This window comes from Bacillus cereus group sp. MYBK101-2 (genome assembly GCF_051918845.1).
In the GTDB taxonomy this organism is placed as follows: Bacteria; Bacillota; Bacilli; order Bacillales; family Bacillaceae_G; genus Bacillus_A; species Bacillus_A paranthracis.
Map to the genome: position 1 here is coordinate 185878 of NZ_JBQAIE010000004.1, position 26219 is coordinate 212096.

The window sequence follows — 26219 nt, forward strand, 5'->3', positions numbered from 1 at the left end:
GAATAAGAAATAAGAAGTTCAACGTCCATTAGAAGCCCCCCTCTTTACGAGGGGGATTCTACTTATGCTTTTTTACGCAATTGATTACTAATCATCGCTAAATCATACGTTAAACAAATTGGTTTACAGTTTACTGGACATGGAACAATTTGAGCTTCAATCTCAAATACACTGCGAAGCGTTTCACTTGTCATCACTTCGTCTGGCGTTCCTTGTTTCATTAACTTACCAGCCTTTAATGCAATCATATGATCTGAGAAACGAGAAGCATGGTTTAAGTCATGGATAACCATAACAATCGTTCTACCTTCTTCTTCATTTAACTTTTTCAATAAGTTTAATACTTCTAATTGATGAGCCATATCTAAGTACGTTGTCGGTTCATCTAATACGAGTAATTCTGTCCCTTGTGCAAGAGCCATCGCAATCCATACGCGTTGACGTTGCCCACCTGATAATGCCTCTGCTGGACGATTTGCGAATTCTGTCATTCCCGTCACTTCAAGTGCCCAATGAATGTAGCGATAATCCTCTTCTTTCAACGTTCCAAATCCTTTTTGATGAGGAAAGCGTCCATATGAAACGAGTTCAAATACAGTAAGGCCAGTTGGTACTTCTGCAGTCTGTGGTAAAATTGCCATTTTCTTTGCGATTTCTTTCGTTGGCTGTTTCTCGATTGCTTTTCCGTCAAGATAAACCGTACCCTTTTTCGCCTTCAAAATACGAGAAGCCGTTTTTAATAATGTGGACTTCCCACAACCATTTGGTCCAATAATTGTTGTAATTTTCCCTTCCGGAATTTCAACTGTTAATCCATCAATAATTAACCCTTCATTATAGCCAACAGATACCGCATCAACTGCTAAAGTTGCCATACAAAAAGCCTCCCTTTATTTTGTCCTCATAAGTAAGTATATGAAATACGGTGCACCAATTACAGAGATAACAAGACCGACCGGTATTTCTGAAGTTGTTAACACACTTCTTGAAATTACGTCTGCGAATAAAAGTAAAAACGTTCCTATTAGTGCAGCCGTAGGCAGCATAATTTGATGTTTACCACCAACAAGGCGCCTCGCTAAATGCGGAGCCATTAAACCGATAAAACCAATTCCTCCAGCAACAGCGACAGATGCACCAGCTAAACAAACTGCAATAAATAATAATTTACGTCTTTCTTTTTCTACATTTACACCAAGGCCAACTGCTGTGGAGTCGCCTAGGTTCATTACGTTTAATATGTGAGCTTTACTAATGGCAAGTGGCATGAAAATAACCATCCATGGAAGTACACTTAGTACAAACTTCCAATCTGTGCCCCATAGACTTCCTGCTAACCAAATCGTAGCAAAACGGAAATCGTTAGATGTCATCTTCATAGAAAAAATTAAACTAACAGCACCAAACCCGGCTGCAACAGCGATACCAACCAGTATCAATCGAGTCGATGAAACACCATCTTTCCATGCTAGTAAATAAATAATAACAGCTGCTAATATCGCTCCAACTAGTGCGAAGAACGGAAGAATGAATACAGATAAAAATGTACCAGTTCCTACTTTCCCGAAGAAAAAGTAGACAAAGATAACAACTGTTAATCCCGCTCCAGCGTTAATACCGATAATACCTGGATCAGCAAGTGGATTTCGTGATAACCCTTGCAAAATCGCACCTGACATCGCTAAAGCAGATCCAACTAATATAGCAATGACCATACGCGGCATACGGAATTCAAATAAAATAACAGACTGATCTTCAGCCCCGAGTCCAACCAATGACTTTAATACGTCCATTGGCGGTATTTTAAATGTCCCTGTATTTAAACTCACTAAAAATACAGTAACGATTAATCCTACTAAAATTGTTAAAACCGAAATGTTCTTTTTTGTTAAGGCACTTGTCCTCACATTTTTCCTCTCCCTTCGTTACGTGCTAAGTAGAGGAAGAATGGAACCCCAATTAGCGCTGTAATTGCTCCAATTGGCGTTTCAAACGGCGGATTAATAACGCGAGATAACATATCTGCACATTCAATTAACAGCCCGCCTAAGACCGCAGAACATGGAATAACCCATCTATAGTCTGAGCCTACAAGGAAACGAGTCATATGTGGGATGACAAGGCCAACAAATCCAACCGATCCTGCCATAGAAACTGCCGAACCTGTTAACACAAGAACAAGTACTGTCCCGATAAATTTAATTAATGTCGTATTTTGACCAAGTCCAATCGCAATTTCTTCACCGAAGCTTAAAATTGTAATATACCTCGACATCATAATTGCAATGAAGAGACAAACTAGACCAATCGGTACTAACATATTAATACTTTCCCATTTCACTCCAGCAACTCCGCCTGCATTCCACATACTTACCTCTTGGGCAAGATTGAAATATAGCGCAATTCCAGATGAAATGGCCCCTAATAAAGCACTAATCGCGGCACCCGCTAAAGCTAATTTCACAGGCGTTAATCCACCTGGTGAAGAAGATCCAATTCCATATACAATGCTCGCTCCAAACGCAGCACCAATAAAAGATGCGATAACGAACATTAAATAAGGTGAATTAGGGAAGAATGCATACATAATTGCAATTCCAAATACAGCCCCATCTGTAATCCCCATTAACGATGGTGATGCAAGTGGATTTCGCGTCATACCTTGCATAATTGCTCCTGATACCGCTAAAAAGGCACCTGCTACTACGCCCCCTATTGCTCTAGGCATGCGAAGTTCTTGAATTACATTATGATGCGTAATAGAACCGTCAAACTGAAATACAGCTTGCCATACAGTCTTTAAACTAATATCTGCAGCACCAAACGAAATAGACAGTGCCATGCTTAAAGCTAACAAAATTGTACCTGCTACTAAAATAATAGAAGCAATGAGCGGCCTGCTCTTAATCTCTTTAACATTCACATCTTGCTGTTCTATACTCCTTGCGCTCGCTTCCATCCCTCAACCATCCTAACCAACAACATATGTTTAATTTAATGAAATGAAATTTATTCTCAAATAGCAATAAAAAATTAAATGAATCGGCCCTTTTCTGATAATGATTCTCAGAATCAGACACCTTCTATTCTACCTATCGCTTCAAAAGACTGTCAACCATTATTTTGAAATACAAATTCATATAGGTTGAGACCTTAATAAATAGATAATGCCTATCTGTCATGAACTATTATCATCACCAGTTAAGCTTTCTCAGAATAGATTCTTCCTCTTATGGGCATAAAAAAAGAAGAGTAATCTGTTCACTCTTCTTTTCCTTACTTATTTAACTTTGCCTCAATTTTTACAATTAATTCATCTTCTGTTGGCGCTGCAACTGGACGATTATTTACAAATGCGAATGATTTTTTACGGCCAGGGCCACAGTAAGACTGACATCCAACTTCAATCGTTGCACATGAATCTACTTTTTTTAGCTTTGGAATCAGCGTTTTAACGTTCGTTGCCTGACAATCATCACACACACGAAATTCGTTTCCCATTATATAACACTTCCTCTATTTTAAACTTTTCTCAAGTACATTTAAAAATAAACACTAAATGGTATTTTACCGCTCTTTGAAGCTCGTTGCAAGTTTCCTTTCGACGCTCTTTCCTCATATAATGCTACATATTTATATGTTTTCCTACAGCACCTTCCATCATTCTTGGCAAAATTTATCCCGCTTTAATGGGCAGTAAGATCCCCACCTTAAAATTCAGCGAAAGCAAAGAAGTTAGGTGGGGGATGAAGAACCTCCCCACTGATTAAAGTTTCACTTTATACCTCTCATCGAAATCTACCATATTTTTAAAAGCTTTGTATAAAAGCTCACTTTTTTGCCCATTATAAAAATAGGAAGTTCATAAAAAGAAAGGGAGTTGAATCTATGAAAGTAAGACAAGATGCTTGGACGGATGAGGATGATTTATTACTTGCTGAAACTGTACTTCGTCACGTTCGAGAAGGAAGTACCCAATTAAATGCATTTGAAGAAGTAGGAGACAGATTAAATCGTACATCGGCTGCCTGTGGTTTCCGTTGGAATGCTGTTGTTCGCTATAGCTATGAACAAGCTCTTCAACTAGCAAAAAAACATCGTAAAGATAAAATGCGTGCTGCAAGTGGTGAACAAGCGAAAAAACGTTTACTTTATACACCACCAGCTTCAGATTCGATAACTAATTATGAAGAGTTCGTACAAGAGGAATCAATTGTACAATATAAAGAAGCTACTCCATATCAAGAAACTACCGTTCCTACTGCAAAAGGCTCTATGACAATGCAAGATGTTATTTATTTTTTACAAACAGTCGGATCTTCAAATATAAAAGTGACAGCTCTTGAAAACGAGAATACGAGATTGAAACAAGAAATTAAATCACAAATCCTTCGAAATGAAGAACTAGAAAAGAAACTGGAAAAATTAGAAAAACAATCTCATACTGTACAAGAAGATTACGAAACACTTATGAACATTATGAACCGCGCTCGTAAGTTGGCAGTCATGGATGAAGAAGAACGTTCTCAAACATCTTTCCGAATGGATCGAAATGGTAATTTAGAAAAAATTGCAGAGTAAAAAGGATGCGTTACATGCATCCTTTTTGTTATTTCACTTCAACCATATGTGCTTCTTCTACTTTAGAATCCCTCTTTATATCTGGGAAAATCTTTTCCTTTGGATTCTCTTTAAAGGATGCTAAACCAATTGTTTTTACCGGTTCACTTATTTTTGCATATTCTGCATCACTAACAACTGCATACATATCTGTATATTTACGTGCATCACCAATTACTACATTGCCTTCGTACTTCATTTTCTTTCCATCAATTACTACATCTTTTTGTTCCTCTTTAGCAAATACAATTCCAGCTTCATCAGAAATAGCCGGCAATGCTTTAATAGGTTCTACATCTTCTTTCACTACTTTTTTCAGCATGTTTTCCTTTACCATCTTCTCAGCCGTTGTTTTATTCATGATTAAAACCTTTTTCTCATTAACAGTACCTAGTTTAGCTTCAAATTTATTTTGAGATTCAATTTTATCTTTATATTGATCCATTGTTTGTTGAACGCCTGTTTCATCTCCGTACATAACAACACCCGTTGCTTGTGGTGCAATCATATCCATAATAGAACAGCCACTAAATACAGCAGCTGACATAATCGCTACGATTCCTAATTTAACATTTTTCATTTGTATGCCTCCTAAAATCAATAATTACATCTCTTAGTTTAGCCATCTTAGATTATTTAACCAATTCACTTTCCTTACAATTCAGTAAGGTTTTCTCTTAAAAACTACTTTCATTATTTTTTGCTATAATAGAGATTGTCATTTTAAAGATAAGGGGTTAGTTATATGAGCAATTCCCGTTCCATTTTATCTCAGCCAGAGTGGCGTATTGTAGATCAGTCTAGTTTGGGACCAACATTCCATGCATTGCAGTCATTCGCAATGGACGACACATTATGCACAAGTATCGGAAATGGTCAATCAGCTGCAACAATGCGTTCTTGGGTTCATCACAATACAATTGTTCTTGGCATTCAAGATTCACGCCTACCGCACTTGGAAGAAGGAATTTCCTTTTTAAAAGAAAACAACTTCAATGTTATCGTTCGTAATTCTGGCGGACTTGCAGTCGTACTTGATGAAGGTGTGTTAAACGTATCGCTTTTATTCCAAGAGACGGAAAAAGGTATCGATATTGATCTTGGATACGATACAATGTGGCATTTAATTCAGGAAATGTTAAAGGATTACGATGTTACAATTGAGGCAAAAGAAATCGTTGGTTCTTACTGCCCTGGTAGCTACGATTTAAGTATTCGCGATCAAAAATTTGCTGGTATTTCACAGCGCCGTATTCGCGGTGGTGTCGCTGTCCAAATTTATCTCTGTGCTACAGGAAGTGGCTCTGAACGTGCCGCACTCGTTCGTGATTTCTACAACCTAGCCATTCAAGGAGAAGAAACACGCTTTACTTATCCTGAAATTGTACCGAGTACGATGGCTTCACTTTCAGAATTACTTGGCGAAACCATTACAGTACAAGATTTAATGATGCGCCTTTTAAAAACATTGCAGCAATTCGCTCCAAAGTTAACACCATCTCAATTAACAATAGATGAAATACCTTTATATGAGACGAATTTACAACGTATTATTGATCGTAACAATAAAGCACTTGGCTTAGAAAAATAAAGACCGTCGCTATTTTAGCGACGGTCTTTATTTCAATTCGTTATAGAATTAAAGTGCTTGAGCTGCTGTAATTAAAGCTAACTTGTACACTTCTTCTTCGTTACATCCACGAGATAGGTCGTTTACAGGCATGTTTAAACCTTGTAAGATTGGTCCTACTGCTTCGAAGTTACCTAAACGTTGAGCGATTTTGTAGCCGATATTACCAGCTTCTAAGCTTGGGAATACGAATACGTTAGCATCACCTTTAATTGTAGAACCTGGAGCTTTTTTCTCAGCTACAGATGGTACGAATGCAGCATCGAATTGGAATTCTCCATCTAGAGCTAATTCTGGAGCCATTTCTTTTGCAATGCGAGTTGCTTCTACAACTTTTTCTGTTTCTGGAGATTTCGCAGAACCTTTTGTAGAGAAGCTTAACATAGCAACGCGTGGATCAATGCCGAATAGTTCAGCAGTTTTCGCACTTTCGATACCAATTTCAGCTAAATCTTGGCTATTTGGTGCAATGTTAATTGCACAATCAGCGAATACATATTTCTCTTCTTCACGTACCATGATGAATACGCCAGAAGTTTTTGTAACGCCTGGTTTTGTTTTAATGATTTGAAGTGCTGGACGAACTGTATCAGCTGTAGAGTGAGCTGCACCACTTACTAAACCGTGTGCTTTGCCCATGTATACAAGCATTGTACCGAAGTAGTTTTCGTCTTTAAGGATTTTGCGAGCGTCTTCTTCAGTTGCTTTACCTTTACGGCGTTCAACGAAAGATGCTACCATTGCATCCATTTCTTCGTATGTAGCTGGATCGTAAATATCAACGCCTGCTAATGTTAAATTCATGCTAGCAGCTTTTGCGCTAATTTCTTCTTTATTACCAACTAAGATTGGTTTTACTAACTCTTCTTTTGCTAAACGCTCTGCAGCGCCTAAAATTCTTTCATCAGTTCCTTCAGGAAGTACGATAGAAATGCCTTTTCCTTGAACTTTTTCTTTTACTGTTGTAAATAAGTTGCTCACGAATAAACCCTCCTACATATGTTAAAAAACTCTATCTTTAAGAATACTTCTTTTCCTCTATATTTTAAACTTATAGCTCCCAAAAAATAGATAAAATAAAAATGATTATATTTTCATAAAATTCAGCCGTTAAATTCACCTTGCTTAAACACTTAAATGTGACAATTTTATGCGCCAAGGTTTTATATAGATGATTTTAAAACTATATATGCTATAGTTAACGTGTAAAACTATCATTAACTGAGGTGAATAGAATGAGTGAAGCAACAACAACGTTAGATGGCTGGTATTGTTTACATGATTTACGTTCTATTGATTGGGCTGCATGGAAAACATTATCTAGCGACGAACGCGGACAAGCTGTGTCTGAATTTTTAAATGTCGTTGAAAAATGGAACGACGTAGCTGCTGCAAAAAAGGGCAGTCACGCAATGTATACAGTTGTTGGCCAAAAAGCTGATATTATGCTTATGATTTTACGTTCAACAATGGAAGAGTTAAATGAAATTGAGACAGAATTGAATAAAACAACTTTAGCTGAATATATGGTTCCTGCATACTCTTACGTATCTGTTGTTGAACTAAGCAACTACCTTCCAGCTGATGAAGATCCATACCAAAATCCACAAATCTTAGCTCGCTTATATCCTGAGTTACCGAAAGCAAATCATATTTGCTTCTATCCAATGGACAAGCGTCGCCAAGGTGATGACAACTGGTACATGCTTCCGATGGAGGAACGTAAGAAAATGATGTACAGTCATAGTAAAATTGGTCGCCAGTATGCAGGTAAAGTACGCCAAGTTATTTCAGGATCTGTTGGATTCGACGATTTTGAGTGGGGCGTAACATTATTCGCTGACGATGTTCTTCAATTTAAAAAGCTTATATATGAAATGCGCTTCGATGAAGTAAGTGCTCGTTATGGTGAATTCGGAACATTTTTCGTCGGAAACATTTTACCAGACGAAAAGGTAGAGAAATTTTTACACATATAAAGTGAAACTTTAATCAGTGGGGATTTTGTTCATCCCCACTGATTATTAGTTGAACCAATCGGGCTTTTACGGGCAGTTGATCGCCTACCTAATCCTTGCTTTTGCTTAATTTTGAGGTGGGGATCTTACTGTCCGTTAATGCGGGGTAAATCGTGAAAAAGGAACGAAATTCGTTCCTTTTTTGATTCCCCTCTATATTTCTCCTCAAAAAACTTCTTTTTTCCGCAAATTTGAACAAAAATCGACAAACCCCTTTTAAATACCTTACAAAATTGTAACCTTTCTATATCCAAATTTATGCTAAAATGGTACGAGCTATATGCTAATAACGATGCGAAGGTGATAATGTATATGAAGAAAATCTTTTCTATTTTACTAGTGTTCCTATTGTCAATTTCTTCCTTAGGAGTAACAACATCCCATGCGGAAGAAAAAATACACATTGAGGCAGCTGCTGCACTTCTATTTGATGCAGATACAGGAAAAATACTGCATGAACAAAATCCAGATGAATTACTAGCTATCGCTAGTATGTCAAAATTAATTGTTGTTTATGCCGTGTTAGAAGCAATTAAAGAAGGAAAAATCACTTGGGATACAAAGGTAAATATTTCCGATTACGCTTATGAAGTTTCACGTAATAATGAATTCTCTAACGTGCCGTTCGAAAAAGGACGTCAATATACTGTAAGAGAACTATATCATTCTATCGTTATCTTCTCTGCAAACGGATCTAGTATTGCCTTAGCAGAACTTCTTGCAGGAAGTGAGAAAAACTTCTTAAATCTTGCAAATGAACATGCAAAAAAACTAGGGTTAAAGAAATATAAATTTGTAAACGCTACTGGTTTAAATAACGCTGACTTAAAAGGAAAACATCCTGAGGGTACTGATCCAAATGCAGAAAACTCTATGTCAGCTCGCGATATGGGTATACTTTCAAAAGCAATGATTACAAAGTATCCAGAAATGCTAGAGGATACAAAACAAAGATTTAGAAACTTCCCAGATAATCATCCGAAACCAATTCGTATGGAAAACTGGAACTGGATGTTACCAGGAGCTGCTTTCGCTTATGAAGGTACTGATGGTTTAAAAACCGGAAGTTCTGATACAGCTGGGTACGGATTTACTATTACTGCTAAACGTGGTGATGTACGTCTTATTTCGGTTATTATTAAAACAAAATCAATGGACGAGCGCTTCACGGAATCTCGTGAGTTAATCGAATACGGGTTTAATAACTTCGAAAAACAAAAACTAAAGGTCGATAAAAACAATACACTCTCTGTAGTACAAGGGAAAGAAGACCAAGTCACTGTTGCACCGGAAAAAGAAATAACCGTAATTGCGAAAAAAGGTAGCAAAGATCCTTATAAAATTGGAACTGAAGTTGATAAATCTCTTGCTGAAGATGGTCATTTAGTTGCTCCTATTAAGAAAGGTGCCAAAGTAGGATCGATTACTTTAGAATCAACTGATAAATATGGTTTCTTAGACGGTAGTAAAAGTATGAAAGTTACCGCAAAAACGACAGAAGAAGTTGAAAAAGCAAACTGGTTTGTGTTATCAATGCGCTCTATTGGAGATTTCTTCTCAAACTTATGGTCTAAAGTATTTTAATGATGAAAAGCTAGCTCACGCTAGCTTTTTTTATATTCCCCTCTCAATGTAAAACTTCGTTTGGTTGTCATATCTGAGTCCTTTTTCTCATACGTATGAACTAGTAATTGTTACACACTTCATCTAGAGATAAACCTCTTTCCAAAAGGTATTCCAAAAAGAGAGGTGACACATAATGGGTGTTATTGCTTATAACGAAGAAGATGTTAAGTTATTAGCTAGATTGATGCGTGCTGAAGCTGAAGGAGAAGGACAACAGGGGATGTTAATGGTCGGAAATGTTGGGGTAAATCGTGTCCGCGGAAATTGTTTAGATTTTAAAAAAATACGTAATTTACGTCAAATGGTGTATCAAAACCCTGGTGGTTTTGAGGCAACGCAAAAAGGATATTTTTATCAACGAGCAAGGGAGCAAGATATCGCCTTAGCAAGGCGAACGATTCAAGGACAACGTTTCTGGCCTGCCAACTTTGCCTTATGGTTTTTTAGGCCTGAAGGTGCATGTCCACCAACTTGGTATAACCAGCAAAACTCTGGTCGCTTCAAGAAGCACTGCTTCTTCCAACCAAATGCTGGGGATTGCCCTAGCATATATTAAGGAATGAAAACAAGGAGGGATTTTTAAATGGCACAGCAACAAAATCCGTATTACGGAACAGGTTTCTATCAACCATCTGGAACTTATGTACAACCGCAACAAATGACCCCACAGCAACAGCAACAACAGCAAGCAATGCAACAACAAGCTGCGCAAGCTCAATATGCTGTTTCTCAAGGTATGTTACCTCTAGAACAGTCATATATTGAAAATATTCTCCGCTTGAACAAAGGCAAGCAAGCCACAGTTGTAATGACTTATGAACGTGGCAGCTCACTTGGTACACAATCGTACACGGGTATTATCGAAGCTGCTGGTCGGGATCATATTGTAATTAGTGAGCCACAATCAGGGAAACGTTATTTACTACTAATGATTTACTTAGATTATGTGGAATTCCCAGAAGAAATTACGTATTTACCTAGTCAACAAGCTACTTATGCTCCAAGACCATAAAAAAAGCTGGCATATGCCAGCTTTTGTTTTTATAATCCTTTTACAACTGCAGTTCCGACTAAGATCCATGCCACAATAAACGCCACACCACCAAGAGGTGTAATTGGGCCAAAGAACTTAATACCCGTCGTACTTAATGCATACAAACTACCTGAAAACATAATAATCCCGGCTACCATAAGCCAGCCAGCAGTAGTTAAAAGTGATGATTGAATTTTATCCATCAATAAAGCAACTACAAATAGTCCACCTGCATGAAACATTTGATATGTAACACCTGTTTTCCAAACCTCTAACATTTTTGCAGAAACTTTATTTTCTAAACCGTGTGCTCCGAAAGCCCCTAACGCAACAGATAGCCCCGCTGCAATACAACCTAGTAAAAAGAAAATTTTCATCTTAATTCCCCTTTTTTACTTTTATCATAAGCAATTTTTTCATATAAGCCAAACGATTTATCCTCTAAAAATCAAATAAAGAATTACCGTTTGCATCACTTTCTTTTATATATACTGGCTCATTAGAAACCGGTGCAATTGGTTGCATCGTGATTGGTTTTGATCCAATTATTTGTGATTGAACTTGTGGCTCTCTATACGTAGAAGATTCAACTTGCTCATCTAATAATAAATCACATAAAGCACGCACAACTAATACATGTTCTTTTGATTTTTGTCCTTCACTACTTTTTGCCTTTGCAATTTCATTCGCCATTTTATTTAAAATCTTATCGCTTGATATTTGCATCCCTTATCACCTCGTACTTTGTAGTTCTTTCTCAAATTGTCCCAGCTTCTCTACTGAACCAAATACTATTATCATATCATGTTCTTGCAACTTTTCCTGCCCTGTTGGATTATGTATAACATTCCCATTTCTCAAAATCGCTAAAATTGTTACATCAAATTGATTTCTAACATCACTCTCTAATAATGATTTATTAGCTAAAATAGAGCCCTCACCGACTGCAATTTCTTCAATTACAAATGACTGCTCCACGCCATACAGTACTGTATCAATATAATGAACTGTTAGCGGATTCGCAATACCTTTTGCAATATGAATCCCTGCCATACTAGATGGATTAATCACCTTATTTGCACCAGCCCTCTTTAATTTGTCTTCGGTTTCTGGTTTTTCTGCTCTTGCCACAATTTTAATTGCATCGTTTAATCCTCTTGCAGTTAACGTAATAAATACATTTTCAGCGTCATTTGCTACGATAGCAACTAAACCAGCTGCCTTTGAAATCCCAGCATGATGTAACACTTGGTCTTCTGTTGCATCTCCATGTACATATAAAAGCTTTTCCTTCTCTAATATGCTTTCATCCTTATCCACGACGACAAATGGAATTTTCTTTTCTTGCAATTCATGTACAACTTGAAGCCCTACTCTACCGCAACCACATACGATAATATGATTTTGTAACTGTGCTATTTGTTTATCCATCTTCTTCCTCCGTACTGCATGAAATAGGTTCCCTTAAATAATCATAGCTGCCACTACACCGATTGCATACGTAACGATACCGACTCCAATCGGTATGATAAGGAGCGCAAAAACTTTTCCTGCCTGTGTTACAGGAATGGCATCTCCGTATCCAACAGTTAATACAGTAATCATCGTCATCCAAAATGCTTGAAACAAACTAATCTCTTCAATCGTCATAAATCCTAGCGTTCCTAAAATTACAACAAAAGTCATACATATAACTGCTATCCATAATTGCTTACGTGCATTCATATCATGTTTCAACTCTTTTCTCTATCTACAATCTTTGCCAGTGGAAATGAAATACATATATACTAGATACGGAATCTATGAAAGAGGTTGATATAATGAAAACATTTCTTTCCGCCTTACAATGGGCACTATTTATTTTAGCTGGGAGTCTTATTGTACCAATTAGCGTCGCAACTAGTTATGGTCTTGATGGCGCTGAAGCTATCGCATTCGTACAAAGAACATTATTTGTTCTAGGCTTTGCTGGTCTACTGCAAGCTATATTTGGGCATAAACTTCCTATTCAAGAAGGTCCTGCTGGCCTTTGGTGGGGAATTTTCTCCCTATATGCAAGTTTAGGTGTCGTATTATTTGGATCAAACAATGAGACACTTAAAGTTCTTCAATATGCTTTCTTATTAAGCGGTATCATTTGTATTATTCTTAGCGTTTTTGGACTTATTGATAAACTCGTTCGCTATTTTACACCGACAGTCATTGGAACGTACTTATTTCTTCTTGTTGCACAACTTAGTGGTTCCTTCTTAAAAGGAATGTTCGGCCTGGATGGAAAACATACAGAAGTACAACCTAACGTATTTATTCTTTCACTCATTGTTATTTTACTATCCTTTTTCATCATGAAGCTACCTATTATCGGACAATATTCTGTTCTTTTCAGTATCGTCTGTGGCTGGATATTATTCGCATGCTTCGGATTATCTAATCCAATAACACCAGTGACAGATATAATCCGTTTTCCATCCTTATTTGTTTTCGGAATGCCTCGTGTTGAATGGAACATGGTAATTACGGTCATTTTCGTTACACTCTTACTTCTAACAAATATGTTAGCAAGTATTCGCGTTGTACAAAAGGTTGTCTCTAAATATGAAGAAAATGCTGCATCAGATCGTTTTAAACAGGCCGGTATTATAACAGGAATCAATCAATTACTAGGCGGCCTGTTTTCGGCTATCGGACCTGTCGCTATTTCTGGATCAGCAGGTTTTATTGCAACGACTAATATTTATAAACGCCTCCCATTTATATTAGGGTCAAGCTTTATTATTGTCGTTAGTATATTCCCAAAGATCACTTCATTCTTTGCGGCAATCCCAGTTGCAGTTGGTTATGCTGCCATTTATCCTGTATTTGCAAGCATGATCGGTCTCGCCTTTCGAGAATACGAAACGGTACAGGATAAAGAACGATTATTTAAAGTAGCAGGTCTGTCAATCTTCACAGGAATTGGGGTTATGTTCGTTCCAGCAGAAGCATATTCCACGCTTCCACCATTTCTAGCTTCATTCCTAAGTAATGGTCTCGTTCTTGGGGCTGTAATGGCAATCTTACTAGAAATACTATTTTCTCGTTCGACAACAAAACAAGTATCGTAAATTGGAAAACTTCCATTATTGCACTCTATCTTTAGAGTTGTTACGATAAAGTAAAACTTTAATCATTGGGGTTTTGTCCATCCCCAATGATTATTAATTAATATGATGAGAAAAACACTCATAAAAATGAATCTACCTCTTTTTAAAGAGGTTCGATGTCTTACTATTATTTCTTACATCTCCATGAACATATATTTGATTTAAATAAAGAAGGGAATTTTCAATATGACTTATAAAATGATTGTTTTAGATTTAGATGATACTTTATTACGTGACGACCATACTATTTCACCTCGTACGAAAGAAGCACTAATGACTGCACAAGAACAAGGTGTAAAAGTTGTACTTGCTTCCGGACGTCCAACGTTTGGTATGCGCAATGTAGCGAAAGAACTTCGTTTAGAAGAATACGGCAGTTTCATTCTATCTTTTAATGGCGCAAAAATTATTAACTGTAAAACAAACGAAGAAATCTTTAGTAGTACGCTATCTCCTGAAATCGTTCACAACCTATTTGAAATTAGTAAAACTGAAGATGTATGGATTCATACTTATATGGGCGATGATATCGTAACAGAAGAAAATAATCCTTATACTGAAATTGAGGGCGATATTACTGGTATGCCAATTGTTGTAGTAGATGACTTTAAAGCTGCTGTTAAAGAGCCTGTAGTAAAAGTATTAATGAACAAAGAAGCTGAACGCCTTGTTGAAGTAGAAAAGAAATTACAAAAACAACTAGAAGGACAATTAAGCGTTATGCGTTCTAAACCATTCTTCTTAGAATTTACTGAAGCCGGTGTTACAAAAGGAACGAGCTTAAACCAATTAATCCAAAAACTTGGCATTAAGCGCGAAGAAGTTATCGCAATGGGCGATAGCTATAACGATCAGGCGATGATTGAATTCGCCGGTCTTGGTGTTGCAATGGGCAATGCACCTGATGATATTAAGGAAATTGCAAACTATGTAACAGATACAAATATGAACGATGGTGTAGCAAAGGTTGTAGAGAAGTTCGTACTAAAAAAAGAAGCACTTGTTTAATATTTCCACTCATAAAACCTATTTGAAGTCAAACACTTCAAATAGGTTTTTATTTAAATTACCATGCTTTTGTGACTATATTTTGAACTTTACACTATTCTCGTAGTGTAAAGTTTCTTTTTGTATATAATGAAACAAAATAGACTATTTTATTTTAAAAAAGAATACAAATTTACTATAAACAAGCATACGTTAAGGGAGGCTATTTTACATGTTATCTACACCAATCGGACGATTAAGAGCAATTGGACTTATTGAGGGGATTTCTTTTCTACTACTATTATTTGTAGCAATGCCATTAAAATATTTCGCAGGATTTGCAACAGCTGTTAAAATTACAGGCATGGCTCACGGTGTTTTATTTATTTTATTTATCTTCGCAGTAATTCAAGTAACAATCGTACACCGTAAATCAATTTTATGGGCACTTGGGGCATTCGTTTCATCAGTTATCCCATTTGGCACGTTTGTACTAGATGCAAAATTAAAGAACGAGCAACAATAATGAAAAGGTAGTTAACGACTGTTAACTACCTTTTTTATTTACAAATTTGGAATTTCCCAATCAATTTCCCTCTCGCCCATATTAGCTAAAATCGTATTTACTTTAGAGTATGGCTTACTTCCGAAGAAACCACGTCTTGCTGATAGTGGGCTTGGATGTACAGATTCGATAATGTGGTGCTTCGTATTTGTAATTAATTTTTTCTTCGCCTGTGCATGGCGTCCCCACAATATGAAAATAACTGGCTTTTCACGTTCATTTAATAGCTCAATTACGCGATCTGTGAAATGCTCCCATCCTTTTCCCTTATGAGAATTTGCTTCACCTTGTCGAACTGTTAATACAGTATTTAATAATAAAACGCCTTGCTCTGCCCACTTTACTAAATAACCGTTATTTGGAATATCATACCCATATTCATCTCGAAGTTCTTTATACATATTTAACAACGACGGTGGCGTTTTAATACCGGGTTGCACAGAAAAGCTTAAACCATGCGCTTGATTCGGTCCATGATATGGATCTTGTCCTAAAATAACGACCTTTGTATTTTCATAACTTGTATACTCTAGAGCGTTAAAAATATCTTCTTTCTTTGGGTAAACAACATGTGTACTGTACTCTTCTTTCAAAAAATCAGCTAGCTTACGATAATATTCTTTCTCAAATTCTGGTGCCAATAATGGCCCCCAATCATTTTTTAAAACATTTTCCATGCTTTCACTTCCCGTCTAATTAATTCACCATATCCTGTTTTGTAAATACTACAAATGAAATGATAAGGGAAACAACTGCCCAAACCGTTAAATTCATTAAAGAAAACTCCATCGATAAACCTTGTAATGCAGGTAGTTTTCCTGATAGATAATCTGTTAATGATAAATTCACACTAAAAATATATTTCGCACCTTCCCAAGATGTTGCGAACGAGCTTAAAATACCGCCTGCAATTAATGCAGCTAGCATAACGCCCATACCAGCTGGTGTATTACGAATTAAAACAGAGACCATAAATGATATAGTTCCGACAACGATAGCAACAAACCAGGCTAGTCCATACGCCATTAGGATGTATTGCCACTGCGGAATAAGATGTACAAAATTCGTATTTAACGTTTCCTTATCAATAACAAATCCAGTTAAAACAGGTAAATTCCATCCCGAGTATCCAAATACAAGCCCTGATAATACGTAAGCAAACACACCTACAAGGAGCAGTATGAGCGAAATGAAAAATAACATCGTTACGTATTTACTAAGGAGTATTTTCCAGCGCCGAATCGGCCGCGTAAGTAACATCTTCATCGTTCCATCACTTCGTTCTCCTGAAACAATATCAATGGAGACAATCATTACGAGAAGTGGAATAAATAATGTAATTCCTTGCTCAATAAACGCCCTTACAAAAGTTGGTGCGCCCGGTGCCATCGGGTTAATATCATGATCTAAATAATATTGTTGCTGCTCAACTCTTACCTTTAACCAATCACGCCATTCTTCTGGCAACCTAGAATTGTTCAAACGGTTTTGAGAATCAACGATTTGTTGCTGCAGCGAAACTTTCCAATCCGTTGTACCTAGCCTTTTTTGTGTTGTTTCTATTTCACGATACTGCGCATACACGAAGAGCGGGATTAAGATTGCTAAAATAAGCATAACAACAAAAATACGCTTCTTACGATAAATCTTCTCCGATTCGTTTAAAACTAGATTCGCAAATTCACGCATGCTGCTCACCCCTTGTGAGTTCAATAAATAAATCTTCTAGCGTAAATACAAGTTCCTTAACACTATGTACATCTATCCCGTTTTCTACAAAATGTTTATTCCAATTACTTATAGATGCGATATTCATGCGGCATAGTAATCGATCACCTTCTATACTCACTTCTCTTACTTCCTCAGCATCTTCTAGCATATCTTTTGCCTTCCCAATCGGCGTAACAATCCATTCTACGCGGTCACTTGCTGTTTTAATTAATTCTTCAACCTTGGCAACTGTTATCATCTTTCCTTTATGAATAATAGCAACGCGATCGCATATCATTTGCACTTCACTTAGCAAATGACTTGAAATAAACACGCTCATATTTTCTTCTTTCACAAGCTTATGTATAAATTCCCTAAGTTCCCTAATCCCTGCTGGATCTAAACCATTCGTTGGCTCATCTAATATGAGCAATTTTGGATTCCCAAGGAGCGCCTGCGCAATTCCAAGTCGTTGTTTCATACCAAGTGAGTACGTTTTTACCTTGTCATGAATTCTTTCATCCAAATGAACCATTTCAGCAATTTCAATAATACGTTCATCTGATATATCACCTAACATACGAGCAAATTGCTTTAAATTTTCCCATCCCGTTAAATATGTATACAACTCTGGGTTTTCAACGATACTCCCAATTTGACGCATCGCTTCTCTAAAATTTTCCTTAATCGAATAACCACCGATAGAAATCGTACCTTCTGTCGCCTTAATCAATCCGACTAACATTCGAATGGTAGTCGTCTTTCCAGCACCATTTGGTCCTAAGAACCCGAACACTTCTCCTTGCTTTACATCAAAGGAAATATTCTCTACAAGAGTCTTCTTTCCAATTACCTTCTTCAAGTCTCGTACGGAAAGTATCGTCGTCATTTTACCCCTCCTTGTTCTAGTTTTAATTTACTTGCTACATTTTGAACTAATCGGTCCGCCATATATGTATACCCTACTTCATTCGGATGAAAATGATCGGAGTATAATAAATCTTTCCCACGGTTTTGGAATAAATCAAATGTCGGTGTAATATACACATTTTTATTATTTATCGCCAATTTTTCTAAAGATGCATTCCAGTCTACAACAATGTTTGAAGACCCTTTTAAATCTTCTACATCTTCAAAAGGATTATATAAACCTAGCCAAAAAATTGGGCTATCTGTATTTAACTTACGAACTTCTTCTATAATTTTCTTCGCTTCATTTTGGAATGTTTCTGTATCAGGACGGTATGTTTCTAAATCTATCTTTCCAAGCGAGTCCCAACCTGGAAATAAATCATTTCCTCCAATCGTTAAAACGATTACATCTGCTTGCTTAATTGAATATTGAGCGCCACTACTCTCAATTTGTTTTAATAAGTCAGGCATTTTCGCACCACTAACCGCTAAGTTAGTTAAAGCAACCTTTTGCTTATAATCTTTTTGTAAATCTTCTTTCATCCGTCCAACATAACCAATTCCTTCTTTATCACCAACACCGCGTGTTAATGAATCACCTAAACTAACGATTTGTAATGTTCCCGTTTTCTTTTTCTCTTTTGCCACTACATCGGTCTTTTTAATTAAATTTGAAGCTTTCGGATTTAATACATCATTTACACCTGAAACAAAGCCATATGCAAATAAACAGAAAGATGCAATTGTAATGAGTAGAATTACTTTTACTACTTTTGATCTCATATCAAAACCCCTTTTAGTCCCCATAGATTGTCCATAATTATACCAAACGCAATTTTGAAAAGCGATTTTCATACCTTATCTATTATGTTGTTTCCCTTTGTACGAATTCTGGCAATAACTCTACGTGCTTTACATCTATTTGCTCATCATTAATCTTTTCATATAATAATTCAAATGCCTTCACGCCAACATTTTTACTAGAATATGAAATCGTCGTAATACCTAAAATGTCTGCTACATCTTGATCATCACAACCGATAATCGTAACATCTTCTGGAATACGAATTCTTTGTTTTTTCGCCTCCGTTACCATTCCCGCTGCAATATGGTTACAAGATACAAGAAACGCAGTTGGCTTTACTGACATACAGGCCCATTCCCTAATTACATTACGCCCGTCTTCCACTGTAAAACAGCCTTTAAACTTCCAGGTCTCTAACGGTGTTACAGCAATCTGTTGAAGTGAATCCGCATATGCTTGTTTTCTTCTCTGGCTATTAATGCTATTACTTCTTCCAATGCAATAACCAATACGTGTATGACCGGCATCTATTAAGCTTTTCATCCCTTGTGAAAACACTTTATAGTAATCAACATGTACACTTGAAATGTAGTTTGAATCTATTTCCTCACACATAATAATTGGACCAAATTTCGTATGTTCTTCAAGCTTTTCCTTACTATTTGTTCGGGAACATATAATAACCCCATCAAGCTTTTTCATTTTTAACATATTCAAAATTTCTAATTCTCTTTCCTCGCTATAATTCGTCTGACAAAGCATCATATTATAATTATTCTTTGCTGTTTCCTTTGATATTCCTTCAATAATAGCGCTATAATATTGATCATTTACGTGTGGTAATAAAACGCCAATTACATTCGTTTTTCCTTTCACTAAATGAATTGCATTCCCATTTTGCGTATAATTTAACTCTTCTATAATCGCTAAAATTTCTTTTCGCTTCTGTTCATTCACATATGGATGATTATTTAGTACACGTGAAACAGTTGAAATAGATACTCCAGCGAGTTCCGCAATCTTTCTTATATTCGTCATCTCATTTTCCCCTTCTCACAAAAATTCTCCCTTGACCTGGTAAGCTTTCCACAATATATCCTTTCCTAGCAAATACATTTTGAAAGGATATACAACTATGGTTCGCCTCAAATTAGAACATATATTTTTCATTAGCGGTCTACTTATTCTCGCCATCGGCATTAATATGATGACGACAATTACTTCCTTTGGACTTAGCCCTTATGATTCCTTCTTTATTGCACTATATCAAAACTTTGGGATAAGTATCGGTTTTTGGATTTTCATGATTAACTTTGCTTTTACCCTTATCGTACTCTTTTGGAATAAAAAACAAATTACGATCGGTACAATTGTAACAATGGTTCTTATTTCTCTTTTTGTTGATTGGATCGGTTCCATTACAACTATTATGGACGCTATCCGTTCTCTTCCAAAATATATAACACTTATTTGCGGAAATCTATTCGTTGGAGCTGGAATTGGTCTTTACGTCTCTACAAATCTTTGCGCAGCACCTCAAGAAGCCTTCGTTTTAACAGTTGCTGAGAAAAAGAAATGGACATTTAGAAGAACGGAAATTTCGTTAGCATTCTTATTTTTAACATTAAGCTTCTTATTAGATGGACCTATCTATTTTGGGACAATCATTTTATCCTTTACAACAGGCTGGATTATACAAGCATTTATTCAAGTTGGTACGCACATTTTAAATAGAAAAAAACCTATTAAGCAAGCCGCTTAATAGGTTTTTTATTAGTGGAGATACTACTTTGCATCCCCTTCAATTCGATAGTTTGCTTTCAAACAATCTATTTCTTCATAACCTTGCAACGTATGTAGAATATAATCATAATCAGCAAGAGAAGCACGATGCGTTACAATTACAATTTCAGCTTTTCCTTTCTCTTCAAGTGGCATTTGAATAATTTTTTCAAAGCTAACACCACGCTCAGAGAATAACGAAGTAATTTTTGCAAATACACCAATTTCATCTTTCACATGAAGTCTTAAAAATTTCTTCACAACAATTTCGTCTGGCTCTTTTAATACTTTTTGATATTGCGGGACTACAGCACTATTTCCTGTTACCCCTAATCTAATATTTTGCATTACAGCTACTAAATCAGAAACAACAGCGGTTGCTGTCGGTAAACTTCCTGCACCTGGTCCATAAAACATCGTTTCTCCAACTGCTTCACCATACACATATACAGCGTTATATTCATTTTGCACGGCCGCAAGAGGATGTGTATTTGGAAGTAAAGTCGGTTCAACTGTAACCTCTAATTTTTCACCATCTCGCTTCGCAAGACCGATTAGTTTAATCGTGTAACCTAAACTCTTACTGTATTCGATATCTTCCTCTGTAATAGAAGTAATCCCTTTTACCTTGACATCTCCAAGCTCTACATTTGTAGAGAAACCAAGGGTAGCCAAAATTGTCATTTTTCTTGCTGCATCTAAACCTTCTACATCTGATGTTGGATCCGCTTCTGCAAATCCAAGTTGCTGGGCTTCTTTTAACACGTCGTTATATGCTCTCCCTTCATCTGACATTTTCGTCAAAATAAAATTTGTCGTTCCATTTACAATTCCCATTACTTTCGTAATAAGATCTGAAGAAAGTCCCTCTACAATACTTCGTAAAATCGGAATCCCTCCGGCTACACTTGCTTCATAAAACAAATCTGCTTTATTATCTTTTGCTACCGCTAATAGTTCCGCTCCATGTAACGCCATTAAATCTTTATTAGCAGTCACAACATGCTTCCCGCTTTGTAAAGCTTGCAAAATATATGCTTTTGCATCATCAATGCCACCCATTACTTCGATGACAACGTCGATGTTTGGATTGTCTAAAATTTCATTTGCATTTTGCGTTAATAGAGTAGAAGGTACCTCTACTTCTCTCTCTTTTTCAATATTTTGTACTAGCACTTTCGTTACTTTTACAGGACAACCTACTTGGTGTATAAGTCGCTCTTGGTGATCTGTAATGATACGAACTACACCGCTACCAACTGTCCCAAGACCTAATAAGCCAACTTGAATTTCTTTCATAATACTGTCCACCCCTCAAAAATTGTGTTTAGATGAAATTATATGAGCAAAAAATCTGAAAAACAATGTTTTTAGAACATTCGGAAAAATAAAAGTTAATCTTTACAAAGAAAACGTTGCCACGTGCGACACAATCTTTTTTTATAATACATAAGGGGTTTCTTGATACACGTAATAATTTAGCCAATTAGAGAATAATAGATTTCCATGGCTTCTCCACCTTACAAGCGGCTTCTCATTTGGATTATCATGCTTAAAATAGTTTTTCGGCACATCAATATTTAACCCTTTGTCACGATCTCGTTCGTATTCTTGCTTTAACGTATCACAACTATATTCACTATGACCGAGCGCAAACACTTGTCTTCCTTCCTGCCCAATAACAAGATGAACGCCCGCTTCCTCAGAGTTGGCTAATAACGTTAACTCCTTCACTTCTCTAATGTCACTCTCTCGTACTTCCGTATGACGAGAATGCGGGGCAAAAAATAACTCATCAAACCCTTGTAACAATTTCACATGTTGCTCACGAACTTCATGTTCAAATACACCAAACATTTTTTCCTTAAGAGGATACTTTTGAACGCCATAATGATGATACAAACCAGCCTGTGCCCCCCAGCAAATATGAAGCGTAGATGTTACATTCGTTTTTGAATACTCCATAATACGTTTAAGCTCTTCCCAATAATCTACCTCTTCAAAAGAAAGGGTTTCAACTGGTGCTCCTGTAATAATGAGTCCATCAAATTTCTCATTCTCAATATCACGGAATGTTTTATAGAAACTCGTTAAATGTTCCTGTGCAACATTACGAGACAAATGCGATTCCATATGAAGTAAATGAACATCTAATTGCAACGGTGTATTTCCAATTAAACGAAGTAATTGCGCTTCTGTTTCTTGCTTTGTAGGCATTAAATTTAATATAGCAATTTTCAATGCCCGGATATCTTGTGTTTCTGCTCGCTCTTTTGTCATTACAAAAATATTTTCCTCCTGCAACACTTTGCGAGCTGGCAAATCTTTATCAATTATGATCGGCATGTTGTTTGCCTCCGACTAACGCTGCTTCTAAATCGGCAATAATATCCGAAACATCTTCTATACCAACCGATAAACGAATTAAATCTGATGTGACGCCAGCTAAGCGCTGATCTTCAGCACTTAATTGTCTATGCGTTGTACTAGCGGGATGTATAACGCAAGTTCGCGCATCAGCTACATGTGTTACGAGAGTTGCTAGTTTTACATTTGCGATAAATTCTTTCGCTGCTTCTAATCCTCCCTTAATGCCGAATGTTAAAACACCACTAGCACCTTTCTTCAAATACTTTTGTGCTAACGAATAATTTTCATTACTATCTAATCCCGGATAATTCACCCATTCAATACGATCGTGGTTAGCAAGCCACTTAGCAACTGCAAGAGCATTTTCACTATGACGCTCCATTCGTAAATGCAATGTTTCTAAGCCGATATTGCTAATATACGCATTAAATGGGCTCATACAGTTTCCGTAGTCCCTTAATAATTGAACACGTGCCTTCACAATATAAGCTGCTGCACCAAAATTTTGAACGTAACTTACGCCGTGATAACTTGGATCCGGTTCAACTAGTTCAGGATATTTCCCGTTTGTCCAATCGAAGTTCCCTCCGTCAATTACAATGCCACCTAACGAACTTGCATGACCATCAATATATTTCGTCGTAGAATGAACGATAATATTTGCTCCATGTTCAAATGCTTGGCATAAATAAGGAGTTGCTAATGTATTATCCACGATAAAAGGTACTTCCAACTCTTTCGCTGCATCTGAAAGTTCTTTGAAATTTAAAACGTTCATCGCCGGATTTCCTAGCGATTCTGCATAAACGAGTTTCGTCTTATCATTAGCAAGGGCCACAATTTCATCAGCAGTTAAATTCGGATTAAAGAATGTAACATCGATACCAAGTTTACGCAAACTCACTCCAAATAAATTAAACGTCCCGCCATAAACTGTGGAAGAACAAAGCAAGTGGTCTCCGCTACTACAAATATTTAAAACAGCAAGCATAATAGCAGCCTGCCCAGAGGCCGTTGCAACAGCTCCTACACCGCCTTCTAAATCCGCCAGCTTTTGCTCAAATGCAGCTAAAGTAGGATTACCAATACGCGTATATATATATCCTTCTGCCTCTAAATTAAATAACGCTGCTAAATCATCCGAAGTATCGTATTTATACGTTGTACTTTGATAAAGCGGTAAAACACGCGGTTCTCCATTCTTTGGCGTATAGCCACCTTGCACACAAATCGTTCCTTTCCCCCATGATTCTCCCATTTCTCATTCTCCTTTCTTTTATACAAAATAAAAAACTGCCCCTTTCCTGAAAACAAGAAAGGAGCAGTTTGAAAACACGCTCTAAAGGCTCTTTCTTATCTTTCAGGATTATTACCTGCAGGATTTGGCACAATTCCGTTATACGGCTGTTGCCAAGGTTTCATCGGGCCTGTCCCTCCACCTTTTCTTGATAAGACTATGCAATTACCGTTGATTTTATAGCAATAATTTCCTAATGTCAATTAGTTTTTCTGAATGTTCTAAATTAAATACAAAGAATTTGACATGCATAACAAAAGAAATATATTCCATATCCATTTAAAAAAGACCTTTTAAAACCTACGATTACTATATAGAATTAAGTAAGTGGTTTAACTGTATACATTTCAAATTCTCACGAGACCCCAATATATTGAATAAGCCAACCTCTCAAAAAGATACTATACATATTCATTTCACAGTAGCATATTTAATCCTTTCGACATTACAACTTACATTAACGGAGGTATAACATGACAAACATAAAGGACATGCACTATATACTCGTCCTATACGGCATTCTTTTAGGCTCTATAGTAGGAGCAACAGTCTGGTTATTTTTAGTTACAATAAATATCGGCATTCACTTTATTTGGGAATACTTACCTACTATTTTCGCTTCTCCCCCTTACTACACTATTTGCGTCACAACTATCGGTGGTATTCTCGTTGGTTTAACTCAAAAGTATTTCGGTACATATCCACGTCTTATGCCAGAAGTGATGGGTGAATATAAAAAAACAGGTAGAATTGAATACCGCTTTGTACATAAAGCTACTTTAACTGCGATTATCGTTTTAATCTTTGGAGCCAGTTTAGGTCCCGAGGCAGCACTTGTTGGCATTATCGGTGGACTTTGTACATGGGTAGGGGATCGTTTTACATTCGCATTAAAGGGGATGAATGAACTAACAGAGGTTGGAATTGGTGCTACTTTAAGCGTAATTTTTAACGCGCCATTATTCGGTTATTTAGCTCCAAATGAAAATGAGGGTGACCAAATTAACGAATTTTCTAAAGGAAAAAAAGCAATTGTATATTTAGCTACTACTTTCGCTGGTTTTTCCATTTATTTATTACTTAGTAAATTCGATAATCGCGGATCCTTTATCGTTGATTTCGGAGAAGGTTCTCTTTCTCTTAACGAATGGATTGCCTTTCTCCCACTTGCTAGTATTGGCGCTATAGTTGGATTCTTTTATTTCAAATTAGAATTCACATTAGAGAAATTACTCCATCCCTTAAAAGAATACAAACTATCACTTGGTATTATCGGTGGTATTTTATTAGGAATTACAGGAACTTTTCTCCCGTACACGTTATTTTCAGGAGAACACCAATTAAAAGATTTAGTTGGTGAATGGACCCACTTATCCTTCTGGGTATTACTTCTTTCAGGAATTTTAAAATTATGCATTACTGCCGTTTGTTTAAATACAGGTTGGCGCGGCGGACATATTTTCCCAATCATATTTGCTGGATCTAGTATCGGATATGCTATAGCTTCCATTATCCCGATAGATCCAATCGCTTCGGTAGCCATCGTAACGACAGCAATTTCAAGCTATGCATTAAGAAAACCAATTGCTATAACATTACTATTACTCATGTTTTTCCCGCTCAATTTACTCTTACCGATGCTTGGAGCGGCAGCGATTGGCAATGCATTTCCACTTCCTAAAAACAACGAAGCTACAAACGAATAAAAATAGGCAGTAGGG

The 26219-nt window shown here is 36.7% G+C and carries 27 protein-coding genes, 1 pseudogene and 1 riboswitch; of the genes and pseudogenes, 11 read left to right on the top strand and 17 right to left on the bottom strand.

Annotated features, from left to right (window positions below):
- Positions 1–62: 62 nt before the first annotated feature.
- The 4 genes from ACTFSI_RS11710 to ACTFSI_RS11725 all read right to left on the bottom strand — a co-directional run bounded on the left by ACTFSI_RS11710 (position 63) and on the right by ACTFSI_RS11725 (position 3501).
- Positions 63–875: an ABC transporter ATP-binding protein gene (locus ACTFSI_RS11710; protein ID WP_000212064.1), complete on the bottom strand. Its 813-nt coding sequence runs from the start codon at positions 873–875 to the stop codon at positions 63–65.
- 15 nt (positions 876–890) lie between these two features.
- A complete protein-coding gene (locus ACTFSI_RS11715) occupies positions 891–1907 on the bottom strand; it encodes a FecCD family ABC transporter permease (RefSeq protein ID WP_001260491.1) in 1017 nt (338 codons plus the stop codon).
- Positions 1904–2959, bottom strand: a complete 1056-nt coding sequence (locus ACTFSI_RS11720; RefSeq protein WP_000388276.1) for a FecCD family ABC transporter permease — start codon at positions 2957–2959, stop codon at positions 1904–1906. The genes ACTFSI_RS11715 and ACTFSI_RS11720 overlap by 4 nt, the downstream gene beginning before the upstream one ends.
- A 317-nt stretch (positions 2960–3276) precedes the next feature.
- Positions 3277–3501: a DUF1450 domain-containing protein gene (locus ACTFSI_RS11725; protein WP_000526077.1), complete on the bottom strand. Its 225-nt coding sequence runs from the start codon at positions 3499–3501 to the stop codon at positions 3277–3279.
- Positions 3502–3888: 387 nt separating this feature from the next.
- Here ACTFSI_RS11725 and ACTFSI_RS11730 point away from each other — a divergent pair, with 387 nt between their 5' ends.
- Positions 3889–4581: an RsfA family transcriptional regulator gene (locus tag ACTFSI_RS11730; protein WP_000868375.1), complete on the top strand. Its 693-nt coding sequence runs from the start codon at positions 3889–3891 to the stop codon at positions 4579–4581.
- Between the two features lie 28 nt (positions 4582–4609).
- Here ACTFSI_RS11730 and ACTFSI_RS11735 read toward each other — a convergent pair whose 3' ends face one another.
- Positions 4610–5200, bottom strand: a complete 591-nt coding sequence (locus tag ACTFSI_RS11735) for a lipoprotein BA_5634 family protein (protein ID WP_000800129.1) — start codon at positions 5198–5200, stop codon at positions 4610–4612.
- Positions 5201–5365: 165 nt separating this feature from the next.
- Between ACTFSI_RS11735 and ACTFSI_RS11740 the strand changes: the two genes are divergently transcribed.
- Positions 5366–6211, top strand: a complete 846-nt coding sequence (locus ACTFSI_RS11740; RefSeq protein WP_000071956.1) for a lipoate--protein ligase family protein — start codon at positions 5366–5368, stop codon at positions 6209–6211.
- A gap of 48 nt (positions 6212–6259) precedes the next feature.
- On the opposite strand, the gene pta is transcribed toward ACTFSI_RS11740, so the two are convergent.
- Positions 6260–7231, bottom strand: coding sequence for a phosphate acetyltransferase (pta, locus tag ACTFSI_RS11745; protein ID WP_000067214.1), 972 nt, complete (start codon positions 7229–7231; stop codon positions 6260–6262).
- 254 nt (positions 7232–7485) lie between these two features.
- Here pta and hemQ point away from each other — a divergent pair, with 254 nt between their 5' ends.
- From hemQ to gerQ, 4 genes are all read left to right on the top strand, one after another.
- Positions 7486–8229: a hydrogen peroxide-dependent heme synthase gene (gene hemQ, locus ACTFSI_RS11750; protein ID WP_440045412.1), complete on the top strand. Its 744-nt coding sequence runs from the start codon at positions 7486–7488 to the stop codon at positions 8227–8229.
- 345 nt (positions 8230–8574) lie between these two features.
- A complete protein-coding gene (locus ACTFSI_RS11755) occupies positions 8575–9852 on the top strand; it encodes a serine hydrolase (protein ID WP_179192333.1) in 1278 nt (425 codons plus the stop codon).
- A gap of 175 nt (positions 9853–10027) precedes the next feature.
- A complete protein-coding gene (gene cwlJ, locus ACTFSI_RS11760; RefSeq protein ID WP_000538156.1) occupies positions 10028–10450 on the top strand; it encodes a cell wall hydrolase CwlJ in 423 nt (140 codons plus the stop codon).
- A 27-nt stretch (positions 10451–10477) separates the two neighbouring features.
- A complete protein-coding gene (gene gerQ / locus ACTFSI_RS11765; RefSeq protein WP_000068648.1) occupies positions 10478–10906 on the top strand; it encodes a spore coat protein GerQ in 429 nt (142 codons plus the stop codon).
- Between the two features lie 29 nt (positions 10907–10935).
- Here gerQ and ACTFSI_RS11770 read toward each other — a convergent pair whose 3' ends face one another.
- The 3 genes and pseudogenes from ACTFSI_RS11770 to ACTFSI_RS11780 all read right to left on the bottom strand — a co-directional run bounded on the left by ACTFSI_RS11770 (position 10936) and on the right by ACTFSI_RS11780 (position 12652).
- Positions 10936–11304 carry a DUF423 domain-containing protein gene (locus ACTFSI_RS11770; RefSeq protein ID WP_000688322.1) on the bottom strand — a complete coding sequence of 123 codons (369 nt, stop codon included), beginning with the start codon at positions 11302–11304 and terminating at the stop codon, positions 10936–10938.
- A 64-nt stretch (positions 11305–11368) separates the two neighbouring features.
- The gene (locus ACTFSI_RS11775; protein WP_001167356.1) at positions 11369–11653 is read right to left on the bottom strand and encodes a YwdI family protein; all 285 of its coding nucleotides are present in this window, start codon (positions 11651–11653) and stop codon (positions 11369–11371) included.
- Positions 11654–11659: 6 nt separating this feature from the next.
- Positions 11660–12652, bottom strand: a pseudogene (locus ACTFSI_RS11780) (potassium channel family protein).
- Positions 12653–12747: 95 nt separating this feature from the next.
- On the opposite strand from ACTFSI_RS11780, the gene ACTFSI_RS11785 reads away from it, so the two are divergent.
- The 3 genes from ACTFSI_RS11785 (at position 12748) to ACTFSI_RS11795 (ending at position 15583) form a co-directional block, all read left to right on the top strand.
- A complete protein-coding gene (locus ACTFSI_RS11785; RefSeq protein WP_044791896.1) occupies positions 12748–14031 on the top strand; it encodes a purine/pyrimidine permease in 1284 nt (427 codons plus the stop codon).
- A 225-nt stretch (positions 14032–14256) separates the two neighbouring features.
- Positions 14257–15078 carry a Cof-type HAD-IIB family hydrolase gene (locus ACTFSI_RS11790; RefSeq protein WP_000221384.1) on the top strand — a complete coding sequence of 274 codons (822 nt, stop codon included), beginning with the start codon at positions 14257–14259 and terminating at the stop codon, positions 15076–15078.
- A 211-nt stretch (positions 15079–15289) separates the two neighbouring features.
- On the top strand, positions 15290–15583 hold the full coding sequence (locus tag ACTFSI_RS11795; protein WP_000953390.1) for a DUF3817 domain-containing protein: 294 nt from the start codon (positions 15290–15292) through the stop codon (positions 15581–15583).
- A 38-nt stretch (positions 15584–15621) separates the two neighbouring features.
- On the opposite strand, the gene ACTFSI_RS11800 is transcribed toward ACTFSI_RS11795, so the two are convergent.
- From ACTFSI_RS11800 to ACTFSI_RS11820, 5 genes are read right to left on the bottom strand one after another with little or no spacing between them, the layout of a single operon-like run.
- Complete coding sequence (locus tag ACTFSI_RS11800) at positions 15622–16299, bottom strand: uracil-DNA glycosylase (RefSeq protein WP_000432535.1); 678 nt, start codon at positions 16297–16299, stop codon at positions 15622–15624.
- 19 nt (positions 16300–16318) lie between these two features.
- Complete coding sequence (locus ACTFSI_RS11805) at positions 16319–17311, bottom strand: ABC transporter permease subunit (RefSeq protein ID WP_197225598.1); 993 nt, start codon at positions 17309–17311, stop codon at positions 16319–16321.
- Positions 17304–18221 carry an ABC transporter ATP-binding protein gene (locus tag ACTFSI_RS11810; protein ID WP_000207715.1) on the bottom strand — a complete coding sequence of 306 codons (918 nt, stop codon included), beginning with the start codon at positions 18219–18221 and terminating at the stop codon, positions 17304–17306. Before ACTFSI_RS11810 ends, ACTFSI_RS11805 begins: the two co-directional genes overlap by 8 nt.
- Positions 18218–19099, bottom strand: coding sequence for an SGNH/GDSL hydrolase family protein (locus ACTFSI_RS11815; RefSeq protein WP_130983674.1), 882 nt, complete (start codon positions 19097–19099; stop codon positions 18218–18220). Before ACTFSI_RS11815 ends, ACTFSI_RS11810 begins: the two co-directional genes overlap by 4 nt.
- A 10-nt stretch (positions 19100–19109) precedes the next feature.
- Complete coding sequence (locus tag ACTFSI_RS11820) at positions 19110–20087, bottom strand: LacI family DNA-binding transcriptional regulator (RefSeq protein ID WP_197225597.1); 978 nt, start codon at positions 20085–20087, stop codon at positions 19110–19112.
- Positions 20088–20184: 97 nt separating this feature from the next.
- On the opposite strand from ACTFSI_RS11820, the gene ACTFSI_RS11825 reads away from it, so the two are divergent.
- Entirely contained in the window at positions 20185–20811 is a 627-nt protein-coding gene (locus ACTFSI_RS11825) for a YczE/YyaS/YitT family protein (RefSeq protein WP_044791891.1), read from the top strand.
- A gap of 23 nt (positions 20812–20834) precedes the next feature.
- Here the strand turns inward: ACTFSI_RS11825 and ACTFSI_RS11830 are convergent, their stop codons facing one another.
- From ACTFSI_RS11830 to ACTFSI_RS11840, 3 genes are all read right to left on the bottom strand, one after another.
- Positions 20835–22130, bottom strand: a complete 1296-nt coding sequence (locus tag ACTFSI_RS11830; protein WP_000659112.1) for a homoserine dehydrogenase — start codon at positions 22128–22130, stop codon at positions 20835–20837.
- Positions 22131–22271: 141 nt separating this feature from the next.
- On the bottom strand, positions 22272–23177 hold the full coding sequence (metA, locus tag ACTFSI_RS11835; RefSeq protein ID WP_001121522.1) for a homoserine O-acetyltransferase MetA: 906 nt from the start codon (positions 23175–23177) through the stop codon (positions 22272–22274).
- Entirely contained in the window at positions 23161–24459 is a 1299-nt protein-coding gene (locus tag ACTFSI_RS11840) for a bifunctional O-acetylhomoserine aminocarboxypropyltransferase/cysteine synthase (RefSeq protein ID WP_000504758.1), read from the bottom strand. The genes metA and ACTFSI_RS11840 overlap by 17 nt, the downstream gene beginning before the upstream one ends.
- A 92-nt stretch (positions 24460–24551) precedes the next feature.
- Positions 24552–24656: riboswitch (SAM riboswitch) on the bottom strand.
- Positions 24657–24971: 315 nt separating this feature from the next.
- Between ACTFSI_RS11840 and ACTFSI_RS11845 the strand changes: the two genes are divergently transcribed.
- Positions 24972–26204: a chloride channel protein gene (locus ACTFSI_RS11845; RefSeq protein WP_440045413.1), complete on the top strand. Its 1233-nt coding sequence runs from the start codon at positions 24972–24974 to the stop codon at positions 26202–26204.
- Positions 26205–26219: the final 15 nt, after the last annotated feature.

Bases quoted from the DNA above. Each gene is read 5' to 3' on its own strand.
- ACTFSI_RS11710 (WP_000212064.1), bottom strand. From the start codon at position 875: ATGGCAACTTTAGCAGTTGATGCGGTATCTGTTGGCTATAATGAAGGG.
- ACTFSI_RS11720 (WP_000388276.1), bottom strand. From the start codon at position 2,959: ATGGAAGCGAGCGCAAGGAGTATAGAACAGCAAGATGTGAATGTTAAA.
- ACTFSI_RS11725 (WP_000526077.1), bottom strand. From the start codon at position 3,501: ATGGGAAACGAATTTCGTGTGTGTGATGATTGTCAGGCAACGAACGTT.
- ACTFSI_RS11730 (WP_000868375.1), top strand. From the start codon at position 3,889: ATGAAAGTAAGACAAGATGCTTGGACGGATGAGGATGATTTATTACTT.
- ACTFSI_RS11735 (WP_000800129.1), bottom strand. From the start codon at position 5,200: ATGAAAAATGTTAAATTAGGAATCGTAGCGATTATGTCAGCTGCTGTA.
- ACTFSI_RS11740 (WP_000071956.1), top strand. From the start codon at position 5,366: ATGAGCAATTCCCGTTCCATTTTATCTCAGCCAGAGTGGCGTATTGTA.
- hemQ (WP_440045412.1), top strand. From the start codon at position 7,486: ATGAGTGAAGCAACAACAACGTTAGATGGCTGGTATTGTTTACATGAT.
- ACTFSI_RS11755 (WP_179192333.1), top strand. From the start codon at position 8,575: ATGTATATGAAGAAAATCTTTTCTATTTTACTAGTGTTCCTATTGTCA.
- cwlJ (WP_000538156.1), top strand. From the start codon at position 10,028: ATGGGTGTTATTGCTTATAACGAAGAAGATGTTAAGTTATTAGCTAGA.
- gerQ (WP_000068648.1), top strand. From the start codon at position 10,478: ATGGCACAGCAACAAAATCCGTATTACGGAACAGGTTTCTATCAACCA.
- ACTFSI_RS11770 (WP_000688322.1), bottom strand. From the start codon at position 11,304: ATGAAAATTTTCTTTTTACTAGGTTGTATTGCAGCGGGGCTATCTGTT.
- ACTFSI_RS11775 (WP_001167356.1), bottom strand. From the start codon at position 11,653: ATGCAAATATCAAGCGATAAGATTTTAAATAAAATGGCGAATGAAATT.
- ACTFSI_RS11785 (WP_044791896.1), top strand. From the start codon at position 12,748: ATGAAAACATTTCTTTCCGCCTTACAATGGGCACTATTTATTTTAGCT.
- ACTFSI_RS11790 (WP_000221384.1), top strand. From the start codon at position 14,257: ATGACTTATAAAATGATTGTTTTAGATTTAGATGATACTTTATTACGT.
- ACTFSI_RS11795 (WP_000953390.1), top strand. From the start codon at position 15,290: ATGTTATCTACACCAATCGGACGATTAAGAGCAATTGGACTTATTGAG.
- ACTFSI_RS11800 (WP_000432535.1), bottom strand. From the start codon at position 16,299: ATGGAAAATGTTTTAAAAAATGATTGGGGGCCATTATTGGCACCAGAA.
- ACTFSI_RS11805 (WP_197225598.1), bottom strand. From the start codon at position 17,311: ATGCGTGAATTTGCGAATCTAGTTTTAAACGAATCGGAGAAGATTTAT.
- ACTFSI_RS11810 (WP_000207715.1), bottom strand. From the start codon at position 18,221: ATGACGACGATACTTTCCGTACGAGACTTGAAGAAGGTAATTGGAAAG.
- ACTFSI_RS11815 (WP_130983674.1), bottom strand. From the start codon at position 19,099: ATGAAAATCGCTTTTCAAAATTGCGTTTGGTATAATTATGGACAATCT.
- ACTFSI_RS11820 (WP_197225597.1), bottom strand. From the start codon at position 20,087: ATGACGAATATAAGAAAGATTGCGGAACTCGCTGGAGTATCTATTTCA.
- ACTFSI_RS11825 (WP_044791891.1), top strand. From the start codon at position 20,185: ATGGTTCGCCTCAAATTAGAACATATATTTTTCATTAGCGGTCTACTT.
- ACTFSI_RS11830 (WP_000659112.1), bottom strand. From the start codon at position 22,130: ATGAAAGAAATTCAAGTTGGCTTATTAGGTCTTGGGACAGTTGGTAGC.
- metA (WP_001121522.1), bottom strand. From the start codon at position 23,177: ATGCCGATCATAATTGATAAAGATTTGCCAGCTCGCAAAGTGTTGCAG.
- ACTFSI_RS11840 (WP_000504758.1), bottom strand. From the start codon at position 24,459: ATGGGAGAATCATGGGGGAAAGGAACGATTTGTGTGCAAGGTGGCTAT.
- ACTFSI_RS11845 (WP_440045413.1), top strand. From the start codon at position 24,972: ATGACAAACATAAAGGACATGCACTATATACTCGTCCTATACGGCATT.